General features: G+C 50.7%; 22 protein-coding genes. 14 read left to right on the top strand and 8 right to left on the bottom strand.

The genetic code is table 11. The annotated features are described in order from the left end of the window. Positions 1-4: 4 nt before the first annotated feature. The 6 genes from fabZ (at position 5) to NB640_RS02370 (ending at position 4,673) form a co-directional block, all read left to right on the top strand. Entirely contained in the window at positions 5-475 is a 471-nt protein-coding gene (gene fabZ, locus NB640_RS02395) for a 3-hydroxyacyl-ACP dehydratase FabZ (RefSeq protein ID WP_269309546.1), read from the top strand. Continuing rightward, the gene (lpxA, locus tag NB640_RS02390) at positions 472-1,260 is read left to right on the top strand and encodes an acyl-ACP--UDP-N-acetylglucosamine O-acyltransferase (protein WP_269309545.1); all 789 of its coding nucleotides are present in this window, start codon (positions 472-474) and stop codon (positions 1,258-1,260) included. The genes fabZ and lpxA overlap by 4 nt, the downstream gene beginning before the upstream one ends. Positions 1,261-1,329: 69 nt before the next feature. Continuing rightward, a complete protein-coding gene (gene lpxB / locus NB640_RS02385) occupies positions 1,330-2,469 on the top strand; it encodes a lipid-A-disaccharide synthase (RefSeq protein ID WP_269309544.1) in 1,140 nt (379 codons plus the stop codon). Between the two features lie 11 nt (positions 2,470-2,480). Next, complete coding sequence (gene rnhB / locus NB640_RS02380) at positions 2,481-3,104, top strand: ribonuclease HII (RefSeq protein ID WP_269309543.1); 624 nt, start codon at positions 2,481-2,483, stop codon at positions 3,102-3,104. Next, a complete protein-coding gene (locus NB640_RS02375; protein WP_269309542.1) occupies positions 3,104-3,889 on the top strand; it encodes a TrmH family RNA methyltransferase in 786 nt (261 codons plus the stop codon). The genes rnhB and NB640_RS02375 overlap by 1 nt, the downstream gene beginning before the upstream one ends. Beyond that, positions 3,831-4,673 (top strand): PIG-L deacetylase family protein, encoded by an 843-nt coding sequence (locus tag NB640_RS02370; protein WP_269309541.1) that lies wholly within the window; start codon positions 3,831-3,833, stop codon positions 4,671-4,673. Before NB640_RS02375 ends, NB640_RS02370 begins: the two co-directional genes overlap by 59 nt. A 10-nt stretch (positions 4,674-4,683) precedes the next feature. On the opposite strand, the gene ppsR is transcribed toward NB640_RS02370, so the two are convergent. Then, positions 4,684-5,520 carry a posphoenolpyruvate synthetase regulatory kinase/phosphorylase PpsR gene (ppsR, locus tag NB640_RS02365; protein WP_269309540.1) on the bottom strand — a complete coding sequence of 279 codons (837 nt, stop codon included), beginning with the start codon at positions 5,518-5,520 and terminating at the stop codon, positions 4,684-4,686. A 221-nt stretch (positions 5,521-5,741) separates the two neighbouring features. Between ppsR and ppsA the strand changes: the two genes are divergently transcribed. From ppsA to NB640_RS02350, 3 genes are all read left to right on the top strand, one after another. Next, positions 5,742-8,162, top strand: a complete 2,421-nt coding sequence (gene ppsA / locus NB640_RS02360) for a phosphoenolpyruvate synthase (RefSeq protein ID WP_269309539.1) — start codon at positions 5,742-5,744, stop codon at positions 8,160-8,162. Between the two features lie 139 nt (positions 8,163-8,301). Further along, a complete protein-coding gene (locus NB640_RS02355; RefSeq protein ID WP_269309538.1) occupies positions 8,302-8,745 on the top strand; it encodes an NfeD family protein in 444 nt (147 codons plus the stop codon). A 41-nt stretch (positions 8,746-8,786) separates the two neighbouring features. Further along, positions 8,787-9,710, top strand: a complete 924-nt coding sequence (locus NB640_RS02350; RefSeq protein ID WP_269309537.1) for an SPFH domain-containing protein — start codon at positions 8,787-8,789, stop codon at positions 9,708-9,710. 172 nt (positions 9,711-9,882) lie between these two features. On the opposite strand, the gene NB640_RS02345 is transcribed toward NB640_RS02350, so the two are convergent. The 5 genes from NB640_RS02345 to NB640_RS02325 form a co-directional block, all read right to left on the bottom strand. After that, the gene (locus tag NB640_RS02345; protein WP_269309535.1) at positions 9,883-10,203 is read right to left on the bottom strand and encodes an MTH1187 family thiamine-binding protein; all 321 of its coding nucleotides are present in this window, start codon (positions 10,201-10,203) and stop codon (positions 9,883-9,885) included. 43 nt (positions 10,204-10,246) lie between these two features. Continuing rightward, positions 10,247-11,089, bottom strand: coding sequence for an MBL fold metallo-hydrolase (locus NB640_RS02340; protein WP_269309534.1), 843 nt, complete (start codon positions 11,087-11,089; stop codon positions 10,247-10,249). Positions 11,090-11,306: 217 nt separating this feature from the next. After that, the gene (locus NB640_RS02335) at positions 11,307-11,648 is read right to left on the bottom strand and encodes an MliC family protein (protein WP_269309533.1); all 342 of its coding nucleotides are present in this window, start codon (positions 11,646-11,648) and stop codon (positions 11,307-11,309) included. Continuing rightward, positions 11,648-12,502, bottom strand: coding sequence for a glutamate racemase (gene murI, locus NB640_RS02330; RefSeq protein ID WP_269309532.1), 855 nt, complete (start codon positions 12,500-12,502; stop codon positions 11,648-11,650). Before murI ends, NB640_RS02335 begins: the two co-directional genes overlap by 1 nt. A gap of 27 nt (positions 12,503-12,529) precedes the next feature. After that, positions 12,530-14,068, bottom strand: coding sequence for a fumarate hydratase (locus tag NB640_RS02325; protein ID WP_269309531.1), 1,539 nt, complete (start codon positions 14,066-14,068; stop codon positions 12,530-12,532). A gap of 233 nt (positions 14,069-14,301) precedes the next feature. On the opposite strand from NB640_RS02325, the gene NB640_RS02320 reads away from it, so the two are divergent. Beyond that, entirely contained in the window at positions 14,302-14,838 is a 537-nt protein-coding gene (locus tag NB640_RS02320) for a hypothetical protein (protein ID WP_269309530.1), read from the top strand. A gap of 50 nt (positions 14,839-14,888) precedes the next feature. Then, on the top strand, positions 14,889-16,109 hold the full coding sequence (locus tag NB640_RS02315) for a Bcr/CflA family efflux MFS transporter (RefSeq protein ID WP_269309529.1): 1,221 nt from the start codon (positions 14,889-14,891) through the stop codon (positions 16,107-16,109). Between the two features lie 104 nt (positions 16,110-16,213). On the opposite strand, the gene NB640_RS02310 is transcribed toward NB640_RS02315, so the two are convergent. After that, on the bottom strand, positions 16,214-16,363 hold the full coding sequence (locus NB640_RS02310; RefSeq protein ID WP_269309528.1) for a hypothetical protein: 150 nt from the start codon (positions 16,361-16,363) through the stop codon (positions 16,214-16,216). 175 nt (positions 16,364-16,538) lie between these two features. On the opposite strand from NB640_RS02310, the gene NB640_RS02305 reads away from it, so the two are divergent. From NB640_RS02305 to NB640_RS02295, 3 genes are all read left to right on the top strand, one after another. Beyond that, positions 16,539-17,768, top strand: coding sequence for a mechanosensitive ion channel family protein (locus NB640_RS02305; RefSeq protein ID WP_269309527.1), 1,230 nt, complete (start codon positions 16,539-16,541; stop codon positions 17,766-17,768). A 133-nt stretch (positions 17,769-17,901) separates the two neighbouring features. Continuing rightward, the gene (locus tag NB640_RS02300; RefSeq protein ID WP_269309526.1) at positions 17,902-18,882 is read left to right on the top strand and encodes a DUF3829 domain-containing protein; all 981 of its coding nucleotides are present in this window, start codon (positions 17,902-17,904) and stop codon (positions 18,880-18,882) included. 143 nt (positions 18,883-19,025) lie between these two features. Next, positions 19,026-19,994, top strand: a complete 969-nt coding sequence (locus tag NB640_RS02295; protein WP_269309525.1) for a DUF3829 domain-containing protein — start codon at positions 19,026-19,028, stop codon at positions 19,992-19,994. 50 nt (positions 19,995-20,044) lie between these two features. Here NB640_RS02295 and NB640_RS02290 read toward each other — a convergent pair whose 3' ends face one another. Continuing rightward, positions 20,045-20,266 carry a hypothetical protein gene (locus tag NB640_RS02290; protein WP_269309524.1) on the bottom strand — a complete coding sequence of 74 codons (222 nt, stop codon included), beginning with the start codon at positions 20,264-20,266 and terminating at the stop codon, positions 20,045-20,047. Positions 20,267-20,337: the final 71 nt, after the last annotated feature.

Genomic DNA, 20,337 nt, shown 5'->3' with positions numbered 1-20,337 from the left:
CACTATGGATTTGAAAGATAAAAAAGTACTCAACGTTAACGACATACGCAAGATATTGCCGCATCGCTATCCCATGCTGCTGGTCGACAAGGTGCTCGACTGGGAGGCGGGGAAGAAAATTACGGCGATCAAGAACGTCACGGCGAATGAAGAGTTTTTTAATGGACACTTTCCGCATTACCCGGTGATGCCAGGTGTGCTGATTATTGAAGCACTGGCCCAGACAGCCGCTATTTTTGCCTTTATGTCTGCCGGCGCCATCTTGGGAGATGACGCGACGGTTTATTTTGCAACGATTGATAATGCCCGTTTCAAGCGTCCTGTGGAGCCAGGTGACCAACTGGTGATGGAGGCAGAACTGATCCGTAATATGCGCGGCATGTGGAAATTCAAGACAGTCGGGTCTGTGGATGGGCAGGTGGCTGTTGAAGCGGAAGTCATGTGCGCCATTCGCGGATCAACGGAGAAACAATGAGCAATATCCACAGTACAGCGATCATTGATTCCAGGTCGGAAATTGACAGTACCGCCAAAATCGGCGCGTATTCCGTTATTGGCCCTCATGTCAGAATCGGTGCAGGAACCCGTGTCGGTCCCCATGTGGTTATTGAGGGACGCACCACCATTGGCAAGGATAACGAGATATTCCAGTTTGCCTCGGTGGGTGGTGTTCCCCAGGATAAAAAATACGGAGGCGAACCGACAGCGCTGGAAATCGGCGACCGTAATACGATTCGCGAATACTGTACCCTGAATCTGGGTACTGTTCAGGATGCGGGGGTTACCCGGATCGGCAATGACAACTGGATCATGGCGTATGTACACATTGCCCATGATTGCCAGATTGGTAACAATACCATTTTTGCCAATGGCATTCAGTTGGCCGGACATGTCCATATCGGTGACTGGGTGATTCTCGGTGGTCTGACCAATATTCACCAGTTTTGCAAGGTGGGTGCTCATGCCATGACGGGGGCGGCTACCCGTCTTTCCCAGGATATTCCTCCCTTTGTGCTGGTGGCCGGTTCCCCGCCTGCAGCGCATGGTATCAATGCCGAAGGGTTGAGACGCCGGGGTTTTACACCGGAGCAGATATCCGCCATCCGGCAGTCATACAAAACACTCTACAAATCCGGGCTTTCACTGGATGAGGCAAAAGCCGCACTGGCAGAAGAAGAGGCAAAAGCTGTAGATGCCGCCGAATATATCCATATGATGCGTTCATTTCTGGATATGTCTGATCGCGGTATTATTCGCTGATCACTTCAGGTTAGCCGATATGTCAGCCCGGCAATCTGTCAAAGGAGCCATTTCAGGGAGGTTGGCAGCATGAAACCGGTTGCTATGGTTGCAGGCGAAGTGTCCGGTGATATCCTTGGTGGGCATTTGCTGTCTGCACTTCGTCCCCAACTGCCTGACACACTGATTCACGGTATAGGTGGCCAGAACATGGCCACCTATGGATTTGTCAGCAACTGGCCGATGGAAAAGCTGTCGGTAAACGGTTTTTTCGAGGTATTTGCTCACTTTCGTGAAATCAAGGGGATCAGGGATGCCCTTCGGGATAGTCTGATTGCGGAAAAGCCGGGTGTTTTTGTGGGGATTGACGCACCGGAATTCAATCTTGGCCTGGAGGTGCAGCTTAAAAAAGCCGGTATTCCCACCGTCCATTTTGTCGGCCCCTCAGTCTGGGCATGGCGAAAAGGCAGGATCAAAACCATTAAAAAAGCGGTCTCGCGCATTCTGGTGCTTTTCCCTTTTGAAGTCGATATATACGAAAAGGCTGGCATTCCGGTTACCCATGTGGGTCACCCCATGGTCAAGGGGATTCCGATGCAGCCGGATGTAGCCGGTGCCCGTGCTGATCTGGGTCTGGATCCGGATAAACCGGTGGTTGCCATCATGCCGGGCAGCCGGATGTCTGAGCTCAAATACAATGGTGATGCGTTTATCGGTGCTGCCCGACTACTGGCCCAGCGTGATCCGGCCATCCAGCTCGTGGTGCCGATGGCAGGTGAGCGTCAGCAGCAGGCTTTTGCACAAAAACTGGCTGGAGCGAAAATGGAGAATGTACCGTTACGCGTTATCCAGGGGCAGTCTCATCGTGTCATTGAAGCAGCTGATGCAGTACTGGTTGCATCCGGTACTGCCACACTGGAAGTGGCGCTGTACAAAAAACCGATGGTAATAGGATACCGGCTGATGGGAGCCACCTGGGAAATCGCCAAACGGGTTGTGACCCCACCAGTTGGCCTTCCCAATATCCTTGCAGGGGAAATGATCGTACCCGAGTTTTACCAGAATGATGCAACGCCCGAGGCGCTTGCGGATGCCGTCTGGAAGCAGTTGCACGATGCGTCCCTTCGAAAAGAGCTGGCTGAGCGTTTTACCCTCATGCATGAATCGCTTTTGAAAGATACTGCTGCCTTGAGCGCTCAGGCCGTTCTGGATGTCATGAACGGCAAATAGAAGGCGAATAGATGACAACAACCCAGATCGCTTTTTCCTTTTCAGCTACAGATGAGCTTGTTTGCGGCGTGGATGAGGCTGGTCGGGGGCCTCTTGCCGGTCCGGTTTTTGCTGCTGCGGTCATTCTGGATCCCATGCAACCCATTGACGGGCTGCGGGATTCCAAAAAACTGTCTGATATGAAACGCCGTCATTTGGCCGGGCTGATTCGCGAAAAGGCCAAAGCCTGGGCTGTTGCCCAATGTTCCATTGCGGAAATTGATGAACTGAACATTCTTCATGCAACGATGCTGGCCATGAAACGGGCGGTTGAAAATCTTTCTGTGACGCCTTCAGTGGCACTGGTTGACGGGAATCGTTGTCCGGTTCTTTCTGTGCGTTCAGAAGCCATTGTCGGGGGCGATGACAAGGTGGACGCGATTTCAGCCGCATCCATACTGGCCAAGACAGCACGCGATGAAGCCCTGATGCAATTGCATGATCAGTATCCGCAGTATGCCTTTGACCGACACAAGGGATATCCGACCGCCCTGCATCTGGAACGGCTGCGTGAGCATGGCGTTTCTCCTGTTCACCGGACATCTTACGGGCCGGTCCGGGCGCTGTTGGATCAAAAAGAGGAAAAGAGCTGCTGATGAAGCTGATTACCTCACGAAATAATGTGTTATACCGGGAAATACGGCAGCTGGCAGGCAGTGCCCAGGCACGCAGGAAAAGTGCCAGGACCATACTGGATGGTGTCCATTTGTGTCAGGCTTACCTGGAATACATCGGCAATCCGATTTTTTGTGTGGTGAATGAATCCTCCAAAAATCAGCCGGAAATTGCCGAAATTTTTGAGGCCAGTCAGGTACGAGGGGTTTCATGCATTATCCTGCGGGATTTTCTTTATGAAACGGTCAGCCAGGTGGAAGAAGGGGTCGGGGTTCTTTTTGTGATTGAACCGCCGGTATATCCGGTTCCCGAAAAAATGACACAAACAGCGGTTCTGCTGGATCGCATCCAGGACCCGGGCAATCTCGGCTCCATTTTACGCAGTGCGTCGGCGGCAGGCATTGGTGATGTCTTTTGCAGCAGAGGGACAGCTGCAGCCTGGTCTCCCCGGGTTTTGCGTGCCGGCATGGGCGCACATTTTCTGGTGCGGATTCATGAAAATATCGATCTGGAGAAACTGGTTGATGTGTCGGGTGTTCCCGTAGTTGCCATGGTTCCCACAGCAAAAGACCGTATTTATGATTTTGATCTCAGGCAGCCGCTGGCCTGGCTTTTCGGGCATGAAGGGCAGGGTGTTTCAGATACCCTGCAATCAAAAGCGCGTGTCATGCTGAAAATCCCCCATGCGGGAAAACAGGATTCCCTGAATGTGGCAGCCTGTGCGGCAGTCTGTTTTTTTGAGCAGTTACGCCAGAAAGCCGGATGACATCGGCTATGCCAGAACCCGTTTTTACCAGGATGATCATGCGATGAAACTGGATTTTTTACGCTCTACCCGGACAATGCGGGATCTGCGCCAGCTTGACTGGCCGACCAGTCTGAAAGTGCTTGTTTTGGCGCCGCACCCTGATGATTTTGATGCCATTGGCGTTACGCTGAAATACCTGCATGAATCCGGCCATGACATTTATGCCGCCGTTTCAGTAACCGGAAGCGGTATTGATGAAGCATATGGCGCAGGCCTGTCCGTTGATGACAGACGAAATCTCCGGATAAAAGAGCAAAGGGACAGCATGCGTTTTTTCGGGTTGCATGAAGATCATTTTCGCTTCCTGTATCTGAATAACGCAGATGACGAGCAGCTTACTGATGATGCAGAAAATGGGGAAACATTGACAGCAGTGGTTCGTGAAATCAGGCCGGACCTGATATTTTCACCTCATGGAAATGATACCAACCGGGCACACCGGGCGATGTGTGCACTGGTATCAGGGATTGCTAAAGCAGCAGACTGGCCAATCGCCCTGATGCTCAACCGGGATGCCAAAACGCTGGATATGCGCACCGACTTTTACCTTGCCTTTGATGAAGCCGATGCGCAGTGGAAAGGCCAATTGCTTCGCTTTCATGATTCCCAGCAGCAGCGCAATCTCAAGACGCGAGGGCATGGTTTTGATGAGCGGGTATTAAATCTCAATCGGGCTATCGCCAGGGAATTGCAGACAGCCCAACCCTACGCTGCGGCTTACGAAGCGCAGGTGTTTGACTGAGCTGATTGCATCAGTCAGCCGGTGCCGCTTCTTCCAGTTCGTGAATGATGGTTGAGGAAATCTCCTCAATGGATTTGTTGGTGGACGATAAAAAGGTGATGCCATTCTTTTTCATCATGTTTTCGGCGGCACTGACTTCATAGCGGCAATTCTCAAGTGAGGCATATTTGCTGCCGGGCCTGCGTGAGTCCCGGATCTGGGAAAGCCGCACAGGGTTGATGCTGAGGCCAAAAAGTTTGCCTTTATACTGGTTCAGGACAGGAGGCAAATGCCCTCGCTCAAAATCTTCCGGAATTAACGGATAATTTGCCACTTTCAGGCCATACTGGATGGCCAGATACAGGCTTGTCGGTGTCTTGCCGACCCGGGACACGCCGAGAAGGATAATGTCGGCTGCTTCCAGGTTGGTATGTGACTGGCCGTCATCATGTGCAATGGTGAAATGAATGGCTTCCATCCTGTCTTCATATTCATCTGTTCCGGTCATTTGATGGCTCAGACCGATTTCCTGTTTTGACTGTGTGCCCAGCTCACCGATGACTTGCGAAATAAATGGTTGCATTACATCGATATGCAGTGCGTCAGCCTTGTGAAGAATTGACAGCAGTTCCGGTTTGACCAGCGTTGAAAAAACGATAGGCCGATCCTCGTTATGGCCTTTGTTGCGCTGGATACGGTCGGTGACTTCCTGTGTTTTTTCGGGCGTATCAATAAAAGGCAGCCTGATTTTATGGAACTCCAGATCAAACTGGCTGAGTACCGAACGTGCCAGGGCTTCGGCAGTAAGGCCGGTTCCGTCAGAAACAATGTAAACCGAACGCATGGGTTGAGTGCTGTTTTTTGTCATGGCAGTAAAGGCTGTCAGGTTGATCGGATACGGCTGATGAAGTGTTTCGTGTGATCCATTGTAAAACATAGATGGCGATTTGTGAGACCTATTTGTTGTCTCAGGGAAAATTGAGTAAAATAATAGGTTTGCCTTCCATTTTCTTCTTCCTTTTTAAGGTAAAATAGCTCTTTTTCTTCCGCTTGAAAAACAGCAAATTTTTTTCGTTTTAGGAGATTCTCATGACGGATGTAGTAAAGTCCACCCACGCCAGTGATGCTTATGTTATTCCTTTCACTGAATTGCGAATGACAGATGTGCCTTCCGTAGGCGGCAAAAATGCTTCTCTTGGAGAAATGATTAGCCAACTGCAGAGCAAGGGTGTACGTGTTCCGGGCGGCTTTGCCACAACATCGCTGGCATTTCGGGATTTCCTCTCGTACAGTGCCAATGGCGGGGAAACGCTGGCAAAACGTATCGAAGACCATCTGGCCAAAACCGATGTTCATGATGTGCGCCTGCTGGCAGAAGCCGGTTCGACGATTCGCAAATGGATTATTGAAACACCGTTGCAGCCGCGTCTGGAAAAAGAAATCCTGGAAGCTTATGAAAAACTGCTGGCAACATCACCCGCTGATATGTCTGTTGCGGTCCGTTCTTCTGCCACAGCGGAAGACCTGCAGGATGCTTCATTTGCCGGACAGCAGGAAACCTTTTTGAATATTTCCGGCAAGGAAAACCTGCTGGAAGCAGTCAAAGAGGTTTTTGCTTCTCTGTATAACGACAGGGCTATTTCTTATCGCGAACAGCGGGGCTTCAAGCATGAAGAAGTTGCCCTTTCTGTTGGTGTGCAGCAGATGGTGCGTTCCGATATCGGTTCATCCGGCGTCATGTTTACCATTGATACCGAATCCGGTTTTCAGGATGTCGTATTCATCACTTCCTGCTATGGTCTGGGTGAGACGGTTGTACAGGGTGCTGTTAATCCGGACGAGTTTTATGTGCACAAGCCGATGCTGGAACAGGGCAAGATGGCTATTGTCCGCCGCAATATCGGTTCCAAGCTGATCCAGATGGTCTTTTCGAAGGATCCTTCCAGTAAGCACCCGGTTGATACCATCCCGGTATCGGTTGAGATGCAAAGGCGCTATTCCCTCACGGATGCGGAAGTGATGGAGCTGGCCCGTTTTGCCGTCATCATTGAAAAGCATTATGAACGCCCCATGGATATTGAATGGGGTAAAGATGGCTTCGACGGCAAGCTTTATATCCTCCAGGCGCGCCCGGAAACGGTCAAGTCACAGCAGAAGCACACTGATGAAGTCCGGGTGTTTCGTCTGAAAGAAGAAGGTACTATCCTGGTAACAGGCCGGGCAATCGGACAGAAAATCGGTATCGGCCCGGTCAAGATCATCAAGGATCCTTCCGAGATGCACCGGGTAGAAGCAGGCGATATCCTGGTAGCGGATATGACTGACCCCAACTGGGAGCCGGTGATGAAAAAAGCAGCGGCTATTGTGACCAATCGCGGCGGCAGAACCTGCCATGCCGCTATTGTTGCCCGCGAGATCGGTGTACCGGCGGTTGTGGGTTGTGCCAATGCGACTGAAATCCTGAAAGATGGGATGAAAGTCACGGTTTCCTGCGCTGAGGGTGATGAAGGCCGTATTTATGAAGGCATCCTGGCAGTTGAGGAAAGCAGTGTTGTTTATGACAATCTGCCGCCACTGCCGATCAAGATGACCATGAATATCGGTAATCCGAGCCTGGCATTTGAAAACCAGGCCATTCCCAATGATGGTGTCGGTCTGGCGAGGCTGGAATTCATTATCAATGAGATCGGTATTCACCCGCAGGCAGCACTGGCCTATCCGAATGTTGATGACGATCTGAAGCGGGGAATCGAATCCATTATTTACGGACACGAATCACCCAGAACCTACTATGTCGACAAGCTGGCAGAAGGTGTTGCCACGATTGCGGCAGCTTTCTGGCCAAAACCGGTGATCGTCAGGATGTCTGACTTCAAGACAAACGAATATCGCTCCCTCATGGGTGGCTCGCGCTATGAACCGGAAGAAGAAAATCCGATGCTGGGTTTTCGTGGTGCAGCACGCTACCTCTCCAAGGATTTTTCTGAAGCTTTCCAGATGGAGTGTGAGGCATTGAAACGTGTCAGAAATGATATGGGGCTGACCAATGTTGAAATCATGGTGCCTTTCATTCGTACGCTGACACAGGCGCATAAAGTGGTTGATCTTCTGGCTCAGAACGGCCTGGCGCGTGGACAGAATGACTTGCGCCTCATCATGATGTGCGAAGTACCGTCCAATGCGATACTGGCAGATGAATTCCTTGAACTCTTCGATGGTTTCTCAATCGGTTCCAATGACATGACCCAGTTGACGCTGGGGCTGGACAGGGATTCCGGTATTGAGTTGCTGGCCGAGGACTTTGATGAGCGTGATCCAGCGGTGCAAGCCATGATTGCAAGGGCGATCCAGGCTTGCAACAAGCAGGGGAAATATGTCGGTATTTGCGGACAGGGTCCTTCAGACCGGCCTGACTTTGCTCACTGGCTGATCAAGCAGGGTATTGGTTCGCTGTCGCTTAATCCTGACTCGGTTCTCTCCACTTGGGAGACGCTTGTCAAGGGTGAATAATCGCCGGCTCTGGCCAACTCACAGACAAAACCTTTCCCGAAGCCTGTCTTCGGGAAAGGTTTTGTTACTTTTTGGGGGCGTAAAGCCATGGATAAAATGATATCCTTGCATTTTGCGTTCACTGACATGATTCACGGAAATGGCTGACTGGGCTTATTGGTTTGCTGCAGCTGGTGCGCTGGTTGCTGTCGAAATATTCACCGGTACCTTTTATCTGTTGATGCTGGCCCTGGGTTTTGCTGCTGGCGGCCTTATTGCATTAACAGGGCTGGGTCTCGCCTTTCAGCTTATTGCCGGGGGTATTGTCGGAGCCTGTGCCACTTTATTGCTGAATAAAAGCCGCTTTGGCGCGAAAAACAGGCATCATCCGGCGCATGACTCGAATGTCAATCTGGATATCGGAAAAACCCTTACCGTCAATGAATGGCAGTCAGTACCAGGCGCCCCTGATCAGGCACGGGTTTCCTATCGGGGGGCCATGTGGGATGTTGAACTGAAAACCGGGGAGCAGGCAAAAGCGGGTACGTTTGTCATTCGGGAAATTCGTGCCAATCGCCTGATTGTTGAAAATGCTGCTGAGTAAAACGCATTGAATTTATAACCTGAGAGAAAGATCATCACTCCATGGAATTTTCTTACGTTGCAATTGTCATCTTTATTATCGCCATTGTTTTTGTCGTTAAATCAATTAATGTCGTTCCTCAGCAGAATGCCTGGGTGGTTGAGCGTTTCGGCAAATTTCATGCCACCCTGTCGCCAGGGCTGAATATTGTTGTGCCGTTCATTGACCGGGTTGCCTACAAGCACAGCCTGAAGGAAATTCCAATGGACGTGCCGCCCCAGATCTGTATTACCAGGGATAATACGCAACTGCAGGTGGATGGCGTCCTGTATTTTCAGGTAACGGATCCCAAGCTGGCGTCTTATGGTTCATCCAATTATATTGCTGCCATCACGCAGTTGTCCCAGACTACCCTGCGTTCTGTGATCGGCCGTATGGAGCTGGACAAGACGTTCGAGGAGCGGGATCAGATCAATACCAACGTCGTTGGCGTCGTTGATGAGTCTGCCCAGAATTGGGGTGTGAAGGTGCTGCGTTATGAAATCAAGGACCTGACGCCGCCCTCAGAGATTTTGCGTGCCATGCAGGCGCAGATTACCGCTGAGCGGGAAAAACGGGCAGTGATTGCCACATCCGAAGGTAAAAAGCAGGAGCAGATCAATCTGGCTTCCGGTATGCGTGAAGCGGAAATCGCCAAGTCGGAAGGTGAGATGCAGGCAGCGATTAACCGGGCGCAGGGTGAGGCCGCTGCCATTGTTGCCATTGCTGACGCCAATGCGGAAGCCTTGCGCAAGGTGGGACAGGCGATTATTGAACAGGGCGGCAGTGATGCGGTAAACCTGAAAGTGGCAGAACAGTATGTTGCCGCCTTTTCCGAGCTGGCGCAGACCAACAATTCACTCATTATTCCTGCCAATATGGGGGATATGGGCAGCCTGATTGCAACCGCCATGCAGGTGGTCAAGACACAGAAATCACCCGGCTGATAAGGCGATTCAGGACGTTAGGGTCAGGCCTCATAAATTACCTGCTGCAAAGCCGCTCTTCCTGGCCCTTTGAGCCAAAACGGCTTTTTGCTCACGGAAAGTTAATGAGGTCTGCCCCTAAAAAAGCATGGCCGTTTAGCGGCCATGCTTTTTGTTTTTCTACCCGGCCAGATCAACTGATAGTCGTTACCAGTTTCCTGCCGACTTTTTCTTCAACAGCGGTCACTTTGCTTTCCATGCGGGTTTCATTGTTGCCTGGCTTGGAGTCCACGCGCATCACGATGGAGATGCGGTTACAGTCTTTTGCCAGTTCGTTGTGACACTGGGTGGCAAGTGCCAGTACCTGCTCAAGTTCGCCTTCAATCACGGTGCTCATGGGGGAAAGGCGGTATTTCAGTCCGCTTTTATCGATGATATCCATGACACGCGCAACATAAGGGCTCAAGCTGCCGACAACGTTGTTCGGGAAAATAGCCATTTCCAGCAGTACCATAAGATCGTCCTTCCTGTATTGTGTTGTGAATGTAAAAACCGGTTTATCCCTGTATCACCATGCCTGCCTGGCCCGGCTTGACAATTTTGTCACCGATAACGTCGAGCATGCAGACAGTCTGTTCTTCACCCGTGCAATGGCAGGGAACCAGAAACTCAGGCTGCCACTCCTTCATGGCATCAAAAGTGTAATTGAGGCGATTGTCATCTGCATTGACCAAATGCATGCCGCCGATAATGCCGCGAATTTTATTTTTTCCGGAAACGCGGCGAATATAGTCCACCGTATTAACGAGGCCTGCATGGCAGCAGCCAAGCAGGATGATGATGCCATCATCGGTTTCAAACCACATGGACTGGTCGTCTTCAATCAGGTCATGGTCCTTGCTGGCGTTATCCAGGTAAAAAGGGCCGCCGGTATCTTCAACAGAAGAGTTGCGCGGTACCGGGCCGGTAACACCGACTCCCGGCATCACATAAAGCGGGGTCTGTATCTCATGAATCCGTTCCGGCGGGAGGGCAAGCAGTGCCTGCCGCGAGCGCTCGGGGATGCCAATGGAGCGCGGGTCGGTGCCGGGCTTGTTGCTCCAGCGGTCAATATTGAGATTGTTCGCCATATAAATCCGGGCCTTGTTATTGACATCCAGGACTTCGGGCAGGGTGCCGGTATGATCGTAATGACCATGGCTCAGAACAAGCGTGTCGGCATCCCCAAGATTGATTCCCAGCCGTTCAGCATTGATTTGCAGGGCGCCCAGCTGGCCGGTATCAAAAAGAATGCGCCGGTCGCCGGCTTCAATCCACGCGGAAAACCCGTGCTCCTTTTCCAGTTCTTCCGGGGCGTTATTGTCGACAAGCAGTGTGATTTTCAATGGAGACAGCGACATGTTTTTTCTCCGGTTTTGATTGATATAGAACTAAAATAGTAACAGATAATGGCAAAATCCGTATCAAGGTTGAGGTGCGGCTTCATTAAGTCTTACCCCCATTTCCCTTCCGGCTGGCAGTCTGGTTTGCCATGAGCATGCTGCAGGCAAGGAATAGCGCATTCAGGTGTGCAGACATAAACAGGGCTATTCACAGACATACTCCTGTCCGCGATGATTATTTTTTACGCGGCGCTTCTTTACAGCTTTCGAGCATGGCTCCTGTATCGTCTTTTCCAACCAGCTTATACAGTGTGTTTTCCGAGCCTTTGTTCCACCAGACAAGGCCATCCCCGGCATATCTGGCACCGCTGGCCGAAACGGCTATTTTCAGGCGATGTGCCTTTCCCTTGTAGTGAAGGGAAATCCCGTTTTCACGATAGTTGATATAAACCGGTTCGCCGCTGTCACAGATATACCTGACACCGCTGGTGCCGGCGCCGGAATCCGGCGGTTTTCCGGAATCAGTCACGGTACAGGCAGCCAGAGGAAGCATAAGCAAAAACAGCAGGCGTTTCATCAGGTTTTCCTTTCAGGACTGTCAGGGAGAAATTCCCTTTTCATTGGGGTGATATCCGGGCGAATATGCAAAAGCTGCTCAAACTGGTCGGCAAGCAGTCCGGCATCACCGGTTGTCAGCGCATGGACACCCGATTCCGGGGTGGCGGTTGTTTGTTTCAGATTGTACTGGTCCAGCAGGCGGATCAACTGGCGTGTGACGGGAATCGCCGTATCGATGATGTTAACCGTTTCGGTGGCGGATTCCGAGAGCGTGTTTTCAATCGCGCCCTGCAGAAAGGGGTAATGTGTGCATCCCAAAACGATGGTATCCGCATTCTGTTCTAAAAGCGGAAGGGTGTAGCGCCGGACAAGCGCTGCTGCATGCGCTGAATGGCGCTCGTTTTTTTCGACCAGATCGGCCAGGCCAGGGCAGGCCTGCATGATAAAGCGGACACCGGTTTCTCTGCTGAGCAATTCATGGAGTTTTCTGAATTTACTGCTTTGCAGGGTGCGTTCTGTCGCCATAACGCCAACGGTTTTGCTCCGGGTAATGGCTGCGGCCGGTTTGAGTCCGGGTTCTATGCCGACAATGGGAATATTCGGGTGTTTTTCCCGGAGGAGGTGGACCGCTGCTGCCGTTGCCGTATTGCAGGCAACCACAAGCGCCTTGCAGTCATACGAGAACAGGCAATGGGCAATTTCCATCGAACGCCGGATGACGAGTTCCTCGGGTTTTTCACCGTAAGGGGCAAACCCCGAATCAGCAAAATAACGGAGATTTTCATCCGGCAGCTGTTCCCGGATATGGCGCAATACCGACAGTCCGCCTATTCCGGAATCGAAGATGCCAATGGGACGTTCGGTATGGTTCACAGTGTTCCCCGCCAGGGTAAAAAGCGATTAATTACCGCTTACCGGAATGGTGCCATTTTTCAGGTTGATAATGTATTCGCTCCATGTCTTCGGGCCGGTTTCGTGTACGGAGATACCGGTGGAATCAACGGCGACGGTTACCGGCATATCAACCACATCAAACTCATAAATCGCTTCCATACCCAGATCATCAAAGCCCACGACCCGCGCATTTTTGATGGCTTGCGAGACGAGATAGGCCGCGCCGCCAACTGCCATCAGGTAGGCTGATTTGTGTTTTTTAATCGATGCCACGGTTTCGGGGCCACGCTCTCCTTTGCCGATCATGGCAATCAGCCCGGCGTCTTCCAGCATGGTGTCAGTAAATTTATCCATGCGGGTTGCTGTCGTCGGGCCTGCCGGGCCGACGGCTTCATCGCGGACAGGGTCAACAGGACCCACGTAGTAGATGACGCGATTGGTAAAATCAACCGGCAGTTTTTCTCCTTTGGCGAGCATGTCCTGGATGCGTTTGTGCGCAGCGTCCCGTCCCGTGAGCATTTTTCCATTCAAAAGCAGGGTCTGGCCGGGCTTCCAGGAAGCGACTTCTTCCTTGGTGAGGGTATCCAGATTGACCCTGAGTGATTTTTCGGTATCCGGCTGCCATTTGACATCCGGCCAGTCCGAAAGGGAAGGCGCGGGCAGATTGGCCGGGCCCGATCCATCCAGCACAAAATGGGCATGGCGGGTTGCCGCGCAATTCGGGATGATGGCAACCGGTTTTGATGCGGCATGGGTGGGGTACATATTGATTTTGACATCCAGCACGGTGGTCAGTCCGCCAAGGCCCTGTGCACCGATACCCAGCGCATTGATCCTGTCGCAGAGTTCAATCCGCAGTGCTTCCAGCTTGTTTTGCGGTCCGCGCTCTTTCAACTCAAACATGTCAATGTCATCCATCAGCGATTCTTTCGCCATGAGAACCGCCTTTTCAGCGGTACCGCCAATGCCGATGCCGAGTATGCCCGGAGGACACCAGCCGGCCCCCATATCCGCTACTTTATCCAGTACACAGTTGATGACAGAGTCAGAAGGATTCAGCATGACAAGCGCTGCCTTGTTTTCAGAGCCGCCGCCTTTGGCAGAAACGCGTACATCAACCGTATTGCCGGGAACCACTTCCATGAAAATCACGGCGGGGGTGTTGTCCCGCGTGTTTTTCCGTTCAAACTGCGGATCGGCAACGACCGAGGCGCGCAATTTGTTTTCCGGCAGATTGTAGGCACGCCGCACGCCTTCGTTGATGGCGTCTTCAATCGAACCGGTAAAACCTTCCCACCTGACATCCATGCCGATTTTGAGAAAAACATCGACGATACCGGTATCCTGGCAGAGCGGGCGTTTTCCTTCAGCGCACATGCGGGAATTCATCAGTATCTGTTCAATGGCATCTTTTGCTGCCGGGCTTTTTTCTGCCTCGTAAGCGCGGGCGAGCTGCTGGAGATAATCCTGTGGATGATAGTAGCTGATGTATTGGAGAGAGGCAGCGATGGATTCGATAAGATCGTTTTGCTTGATAGTGGTCATATCTGTTTTGTTATCCAAAATACAATGAGGGGAGGCTGCTTTTTTACAGCCGGTTTGAGATCTGCTTATTTTAATGCGTAATGGTTGTAAACGAGAAAAAGCTTTTCTTCGGGAAAAAGCCGCAGATTTTGGTTTGCCCGGAAAAATCACAGTGTAGACTGTGGCTTCGTGAGGTAGGGTCAGCCCTCATTAACTGACCTGCTGCAAAGCTGCTTTTCGCGGGCGGCAAATTAATGAGGGCTGACCCTAATGGCAAACAGTATGAAGGGAGGCTGACAATGGCACGTTTTTTTACCAGCGGGATCATGCTGCTGTTAATGGCAATGCTTTCAGGGTGTATCAACCTGAATTCTCCCCCGTTTCAGCCCGGAGCAACTGAAGATGAGATTACTTCCTATATTGGCAAACCTACTGCTCGGTATCAGGATGGCAATACGGTCCTGCTGGAATATGCGCGTGGCTACTGGGGGCAGCATACCCACATGGGAAGGCTGGGTCCGGATGGGCGTCTTGTTTCATGGGAGCAGGTGCCGACAAACGAAAAATTCGGTGAGCTGGCGTTGGGACGATCCACCAAACAGGATGTGCTGCTGACGGTGGGACAGCCCGGGGAGTACACCCGGATTGTCCTGCATGATTATGAAGTCTGGACATATCATTACAAACAGGACGGGGTATTTGACAGTGTGATGCATCTGATGTTTGACAAGAACGGTGTCCTCCGGAAAATGGAAAATGGTCTGGATTTTATGTATAACGTTGGTCCCTGATATGATGACTGAGGCTGAATATTGCAATCAGCTTGAGCCGGCTGCTGTTTATGAATGAACAGGTATTTCACGACGACGTTTTCCTTTTTGGCCGGAAAAGCCTGATCGTTTTTCTGGCCTTTCTGAATGCGTTCGTCCCGCTTTCCATTGACCTGTATCTTCCGGCGCTGCCCGGTATGGCCGCGCTGTTTTCCGCATCGGAGAGTGCTGCCAAGCTGACGCTCAGTCTCTTCATGCTCTTTTTTGCCCTTTCCATGCTGCTATGGGGGCCTTTGAGTGATAAATACGGCCGAAAGAAAATACTCTGGTTTGGCCTTTTTCTGTATGTGACAGCGAGCCTCGCCTGTTCCATGGCCCAGAGCATGGAATTCCTGATTGCCGGACGTATTTTGCAGGCCATTGGTTGTGGTGCCGTCCAGTCTGTTTCCATGGCGATTGTGAAAGATATCTTCCGGGAAGGAAGGACAATGGAAAATGTCCTGGTCTGGATACAGACGATGACGATCCTGTGTCCCATGCTTGCCCCGATCCTGGGGGCTTTCCTTTTGCAGTATTTTTCCTGGCGCGGGCTTTTTGTGATCCTGATGGCCGGCGGCCTGGCCGGGCTGCTGCTTTCTTTTGCGCTGAAAGAAACACTGGAAGACCGGCTGGATGTTTCTCCCTGGCGTTCATTCGGGCGTATCGGGTTTGTGCTGCGTGACAAGGGGTTCAGATCACTTTTGCTGATTTTTTCGCTGACGGCGATGCCTTTCATGGCATTTCTGAGCGCTTCGGCCTTTATTTACGAAAACATGTTTGGCACAACGTCGCAGGGTTACAGTTACTTCTTTGCCCTGAATGCCTCTTTTTCATTGCTGGGTCCGCTGTTTTATGCCCGTCTCTTTCGCAGGATGCCGCGTTTCCTGTTTCTCACCATCAGTTTTGGTGTGACGTTATGCGCGGGTCTTTTACTTTGCTTTTATGGCAGTTCGGGTCCCTGGTATTTTGCGCTGCTTTTCATTCCCGTTACTTTCATGGGAAGTGCCAACAGACCCGTAGGGGCGGTACTGATGATGAGCCAGCTGGATTCGGACAATGGTACTGTGGTTGGATTAATGAGCTGCTCTGCGCTTTTTTTCGGCAGTATCTCCATGCTGATCTGCTCGATGGGGTGGAACAACCTGGTCATCGCTGTTGGTACAATATGTGCTTGTGGCGGTGGCATTTGCCTTGCCCTGTGGCTTAATGCCAACAGGAACCGCACCTACCGTTTGCCCAGGGGAGAGTCGTAAGCTGGGGGCTATGCCAGATGCCTGATATACAGGATAAGAAGGACGCATAAAATGATGATCACTCCTGCCATAAAACTGGTAAAACGATAAGCTTTCCGGCCAAATCAGAAACCGACCGGATTTTTGATGGAGTTGTATGGCGGCGCAAACATCCAGTCCCAGTCGAACCAGGCTGAGGCCATGAAAAAAAGTCCCATAGCGACGAAAAAGAGCTCGACATGCTGGCTGAAAAAGGCACGAAGTGTGTCTTCCATTTTCTGTCCTGTGTCCTCTGAAATTGACGGTGCCGCCGCTTTGTAAGCATAATACGGCATGTTTTGACATTGTCATCCGGCAGTTTCATATTTATCTGCCGATACTTGCCTGTTTGGTGCAACCATGCCGTTCATTGGGGATATTACGCTGAACAGGTGCCTTATATAAAAAAAGATGGAACTGCTACAGTCTTATTTTTCAGATTCACCGGTTTACGCCATGATTGCGGCCCTGACCATTCTGGTTATTGTGGCCTGCTTTGCCAATTTTGTTGTCAAACGGCTTTTGCTCCGCCTGATCCGTCATGCGCTTCGCATGACGCCCTTTGGCAATGACGATGAGATTGTCAGTAATAATGTGATTTCCCGCCTGGCCAACATCATTCCGGCCATGGTGTTTACTGTGGGCATCCCGCTTGTCCCGGCTATGCCTGAAACCGTGACTGCCATCATCAGGAATGTGGCGTCGGCATTTATCATCCTGACGATTGCCATGGCGATTTGTGCCGCGCTTGACGTGGTCAATACGCTGTATTCCCGCCGTCCGGACGCTGACAGCAAGCCCATTAAAGGGTATCTGCAGGTATTGAAAATCGTTGTTTATCTGGTTTCAGCCATTCTCATCATTGCGGCACTCATTGACAAGTCGCCCATTATTCTGCTTTCGGGTCTTGGGGCCATGGCTGCTGTGCTCATGCTGGTGTTTCAGGATACGCTGCTTTCGCTTGTTGCCAGTGTGCAGCTTTCCTCAAATGACATGGTGCGCGTGGGCGACTGGATCGAAATGCCCCAGTTAAATGCGGATGGTGACGTTATTGATATTGCCCTGCATACCGTCAAGGTGCAGAACTGGGACAAGACCATCACGACATTGCCGACACGGCGTCTTATCAGCGATCCTTTCAAAAACTGGCGTGGTATGCAGGAATCCGGCGGGCGCCGCGTCAAAAGAGCCTTCTTTATTGACCAGAACACCATTCACTTTCTGACAGAAACGGAAAAAGCGCACCTGATGAAATTCAGCCTGCTTCAAACGTATCTGATCAATAAAGAGACTGAGCTGGATGAATGGAACAAAATGGTAAGACAGGAAAATGACGAGGCGATGAATACGCGGCGGCTGACCAATATCGGCACCTTTCGGGCGTATGTCTTTGAATACCTGAAAAAACGGGATGACATACACAAGGATATGACCCTGATTGTCCGGCAGTTGAATCCGGGAGCACAGGGGTTGCCGCTTGAGATTTACTGTTTTACCACCACGACAGCATGGGCAGAATACGAAGGAATCCAGTCCGACATATTTGATCACCTGTACGCCATCATGCCGGAATTTGGTTTGAGAGCCTACCAGCAGCCAAGCGGACATGATCTGGAAAAAATCCAGCTCAGTGTATCGTAATTTCGGCAGATTTCGGGCAAGAGGGTTTTGCTGGACGAGAGTTGAATATAGAATAACAGTTTGTTCTCGCTATACTGATTTTACAGACGGTCTTTTCAGGACAGTCTTTTTTATTTTAAGAGAAAGCAATTTAATGAAGCCCTATTCCATTTTTTTGTCAGTTGTTCTTGTTCTCTGCATTGGCCTGGTTGCCGGATGCAAGCGTCCGGAAAATACAGCTGCAAAGCCAGCAGACAAGTCCCAGCCGATGACGGCGAATTCTTCATCGACACCTGAAAAAAGCCAGCTTACCCAGGAACAGCTTGCTGATAAAAAGCTGGCTGTTTATGCTGGCTTCTACAATACGCTTGTCCATGAAGAGGACGGTTTTCCTGAGGGTTACCGGATGCTGACAAAGAAGGTGTTGAAAGGAAAATCATCTGACACCATCGATTTTCCTGTGATTGAGAATCTGGAAAAGATGCTGGAGTCGTTACGGAAAAATCGTGCTGAAGCAGCAGAAGGGCTGACTGAAACAGATAAGGCTGCCGATGAGCTGATTGCCGCCGGGGACAAGCTGCTTGCCCATGAAAAGGAACTGGTTCCTTATTTCAAGGACAGAATCTATAAAGCCGATAACATGGCAAAAGCTAAAACGATGTTTGCTGATCTGGAAAAAGATTATGAGTCAGCTCTGGATGCCCTCTCAGCGTTCGGCGCCGAAATCCTGAAAAGCAAGCGGGCTGCTGCAGAAAAGCGCATGGAAGCGCTCAAGGCATCAGGAGATATGGTTCGCTACCATACAGAAGAGATCATGACGCTTTCAGAAGAATTGCTTGCCCTTTTTGATGATCCCCGGGTGCCGTTTAACCGGAATGAGGCATTTTCAAAAGGGAACAGCATTGCCGTAAAGCTTAATAACGCGATTCAGGCACAGCGCAAGGCTGCAGACGAGGCACGATCCAAAGACGGCAATGTCAGCCCGTACTATGACGCCATTAGAAACAATACGGGGAGCATGATCAGTGATTATCGTGAAGTGCGCGATAAACGCTCCCAAACAGCTTTCAATAACATGCTGAAAAAGTATGACAAAGCGGTACAGGACTATAACAGCGCACAGATGAAAGTGTAGCTGACAGCGTACAGAAGCGTTTTTTGAAAAGGTGGAAGCCATTCCGCCTTTTCATGGTTTTTAGGAAAGGATGTTTTGAAAGAAAGCACGCTTTGAAAGTATTCCCAATTGATATCACTGTTTTTCATCACAGGAAAACAACAATGAAATATGCTTCATTTGTAATACCTGCCATGCTGGCAGTCGCGCTGGGCGTGACGGGGTATGGTAAATCAGATAACAAACAGCCTGCCGCCGACAACAAGGCAGCGCAAAGCGCCAGTGCACCGGCAAAAGAGGCGCCTGCTGTCAAGGCTGATCAGGCGCCGACAGAAAAGCTCAATGCCTATTCGGAAGGCTATAACCGGATGATGCGTGGCACATGGGGATTGTCCGGCACTTATGAGCGCCTGCAGAAGTTTTCTGCCAGAGCAAAAACATCGGACAACCTGAGTTTGCCAACAATGAGCAACCTCAGTGGCGCAATTGATTCCTTCAAAAAGGGCCTGGCTATTTCCGGTGGCATGGATGACCTTGATGCTGCACTCAAGCCCGTAGTGGAAGCAGGGGAAAAACTGCTTGCACAGCAAAAGGAACTGGAGCCTTATTTCAAGAGCAAGGCATACAAGGAAGATGATCTGGCCAAAGGCAAGGCAGCATTTCCGGAAATGCTGGCAAATTATGACGGCATGATTGCGGCGATGGACAAGGTTGATGATCTGTTGACAGCGTATCAGCGTGCAGCATCTGAAAAACGCCTGGCCGGCTTCAAGGATAAAGGTGACATGCTGCGTTACTATACTGAAGAGAGCATGCTTTATGCACAGGATATCCTGAGCGTATTTGAAGATCCGGAGCAAACCATCAAGTCTGCGGAAAGCTATACCAAGGCAGATGAAATTCTGCCCAAGCTCGAAGCTTCACTTGAAGCGCATCGTAAGGTGATTGAAGAAGAAAAAGGCAAAGGCACCAGCGTCGGTTCATACGAAAGCGTCAACAGCAATCTGACCAGCCTGCTTGGCAGCTATCGTGATCTGCGCCAGAAAAAATCAGGCAATGCCTATAACAGCATGACAAAGCGCTATAACGATGCGGTTGACAGTTATAACAGAGCGGCACGCTTCAGCCGTTGATTCATCGTGGTTTATTGAAAGGGAGCGTAAAATGCTCCCTTTTTTCATGTTCATTTTCTTTGTTTATTGTATTCCCGGCGTCTGATTTCCTTACGTATCAGATATTCGATGCGTCTGATTTCAATAAACACATCCCTGGACAGCTGTAATTCAAAATGATGGTTATTATCATCCGGATGTTTCGGCATGGCAGCCAGTATTTTTTCCGCTGCCATGAGTTCGTTGCGAGCGTTATTGAAATGCGCCAGGATTCTCAGGTGGTAGAGCTGCATGGGCAAAACTTTCTCAAAAGAGAAACAAAAATAATGCGTAATACGCATCATACAGGATAAAAAGGGAATAT

This window comes from Oxalobacter vibrioformis, assembly GCF_027118995.1.
GTDB classification, from domain to species: Bacteria; Pseudomonadota; Gammaproteobacteria; order Burkholderiales; family Burkholderiaceae_D; genus Oxalobacter; species Oxalobacter vibrioformis.
The sequence above is the reverse complement of the archived record's forward strand: the minus strand, read 5'-3'. Positions and strand labels throughout refer to the sequence as shown.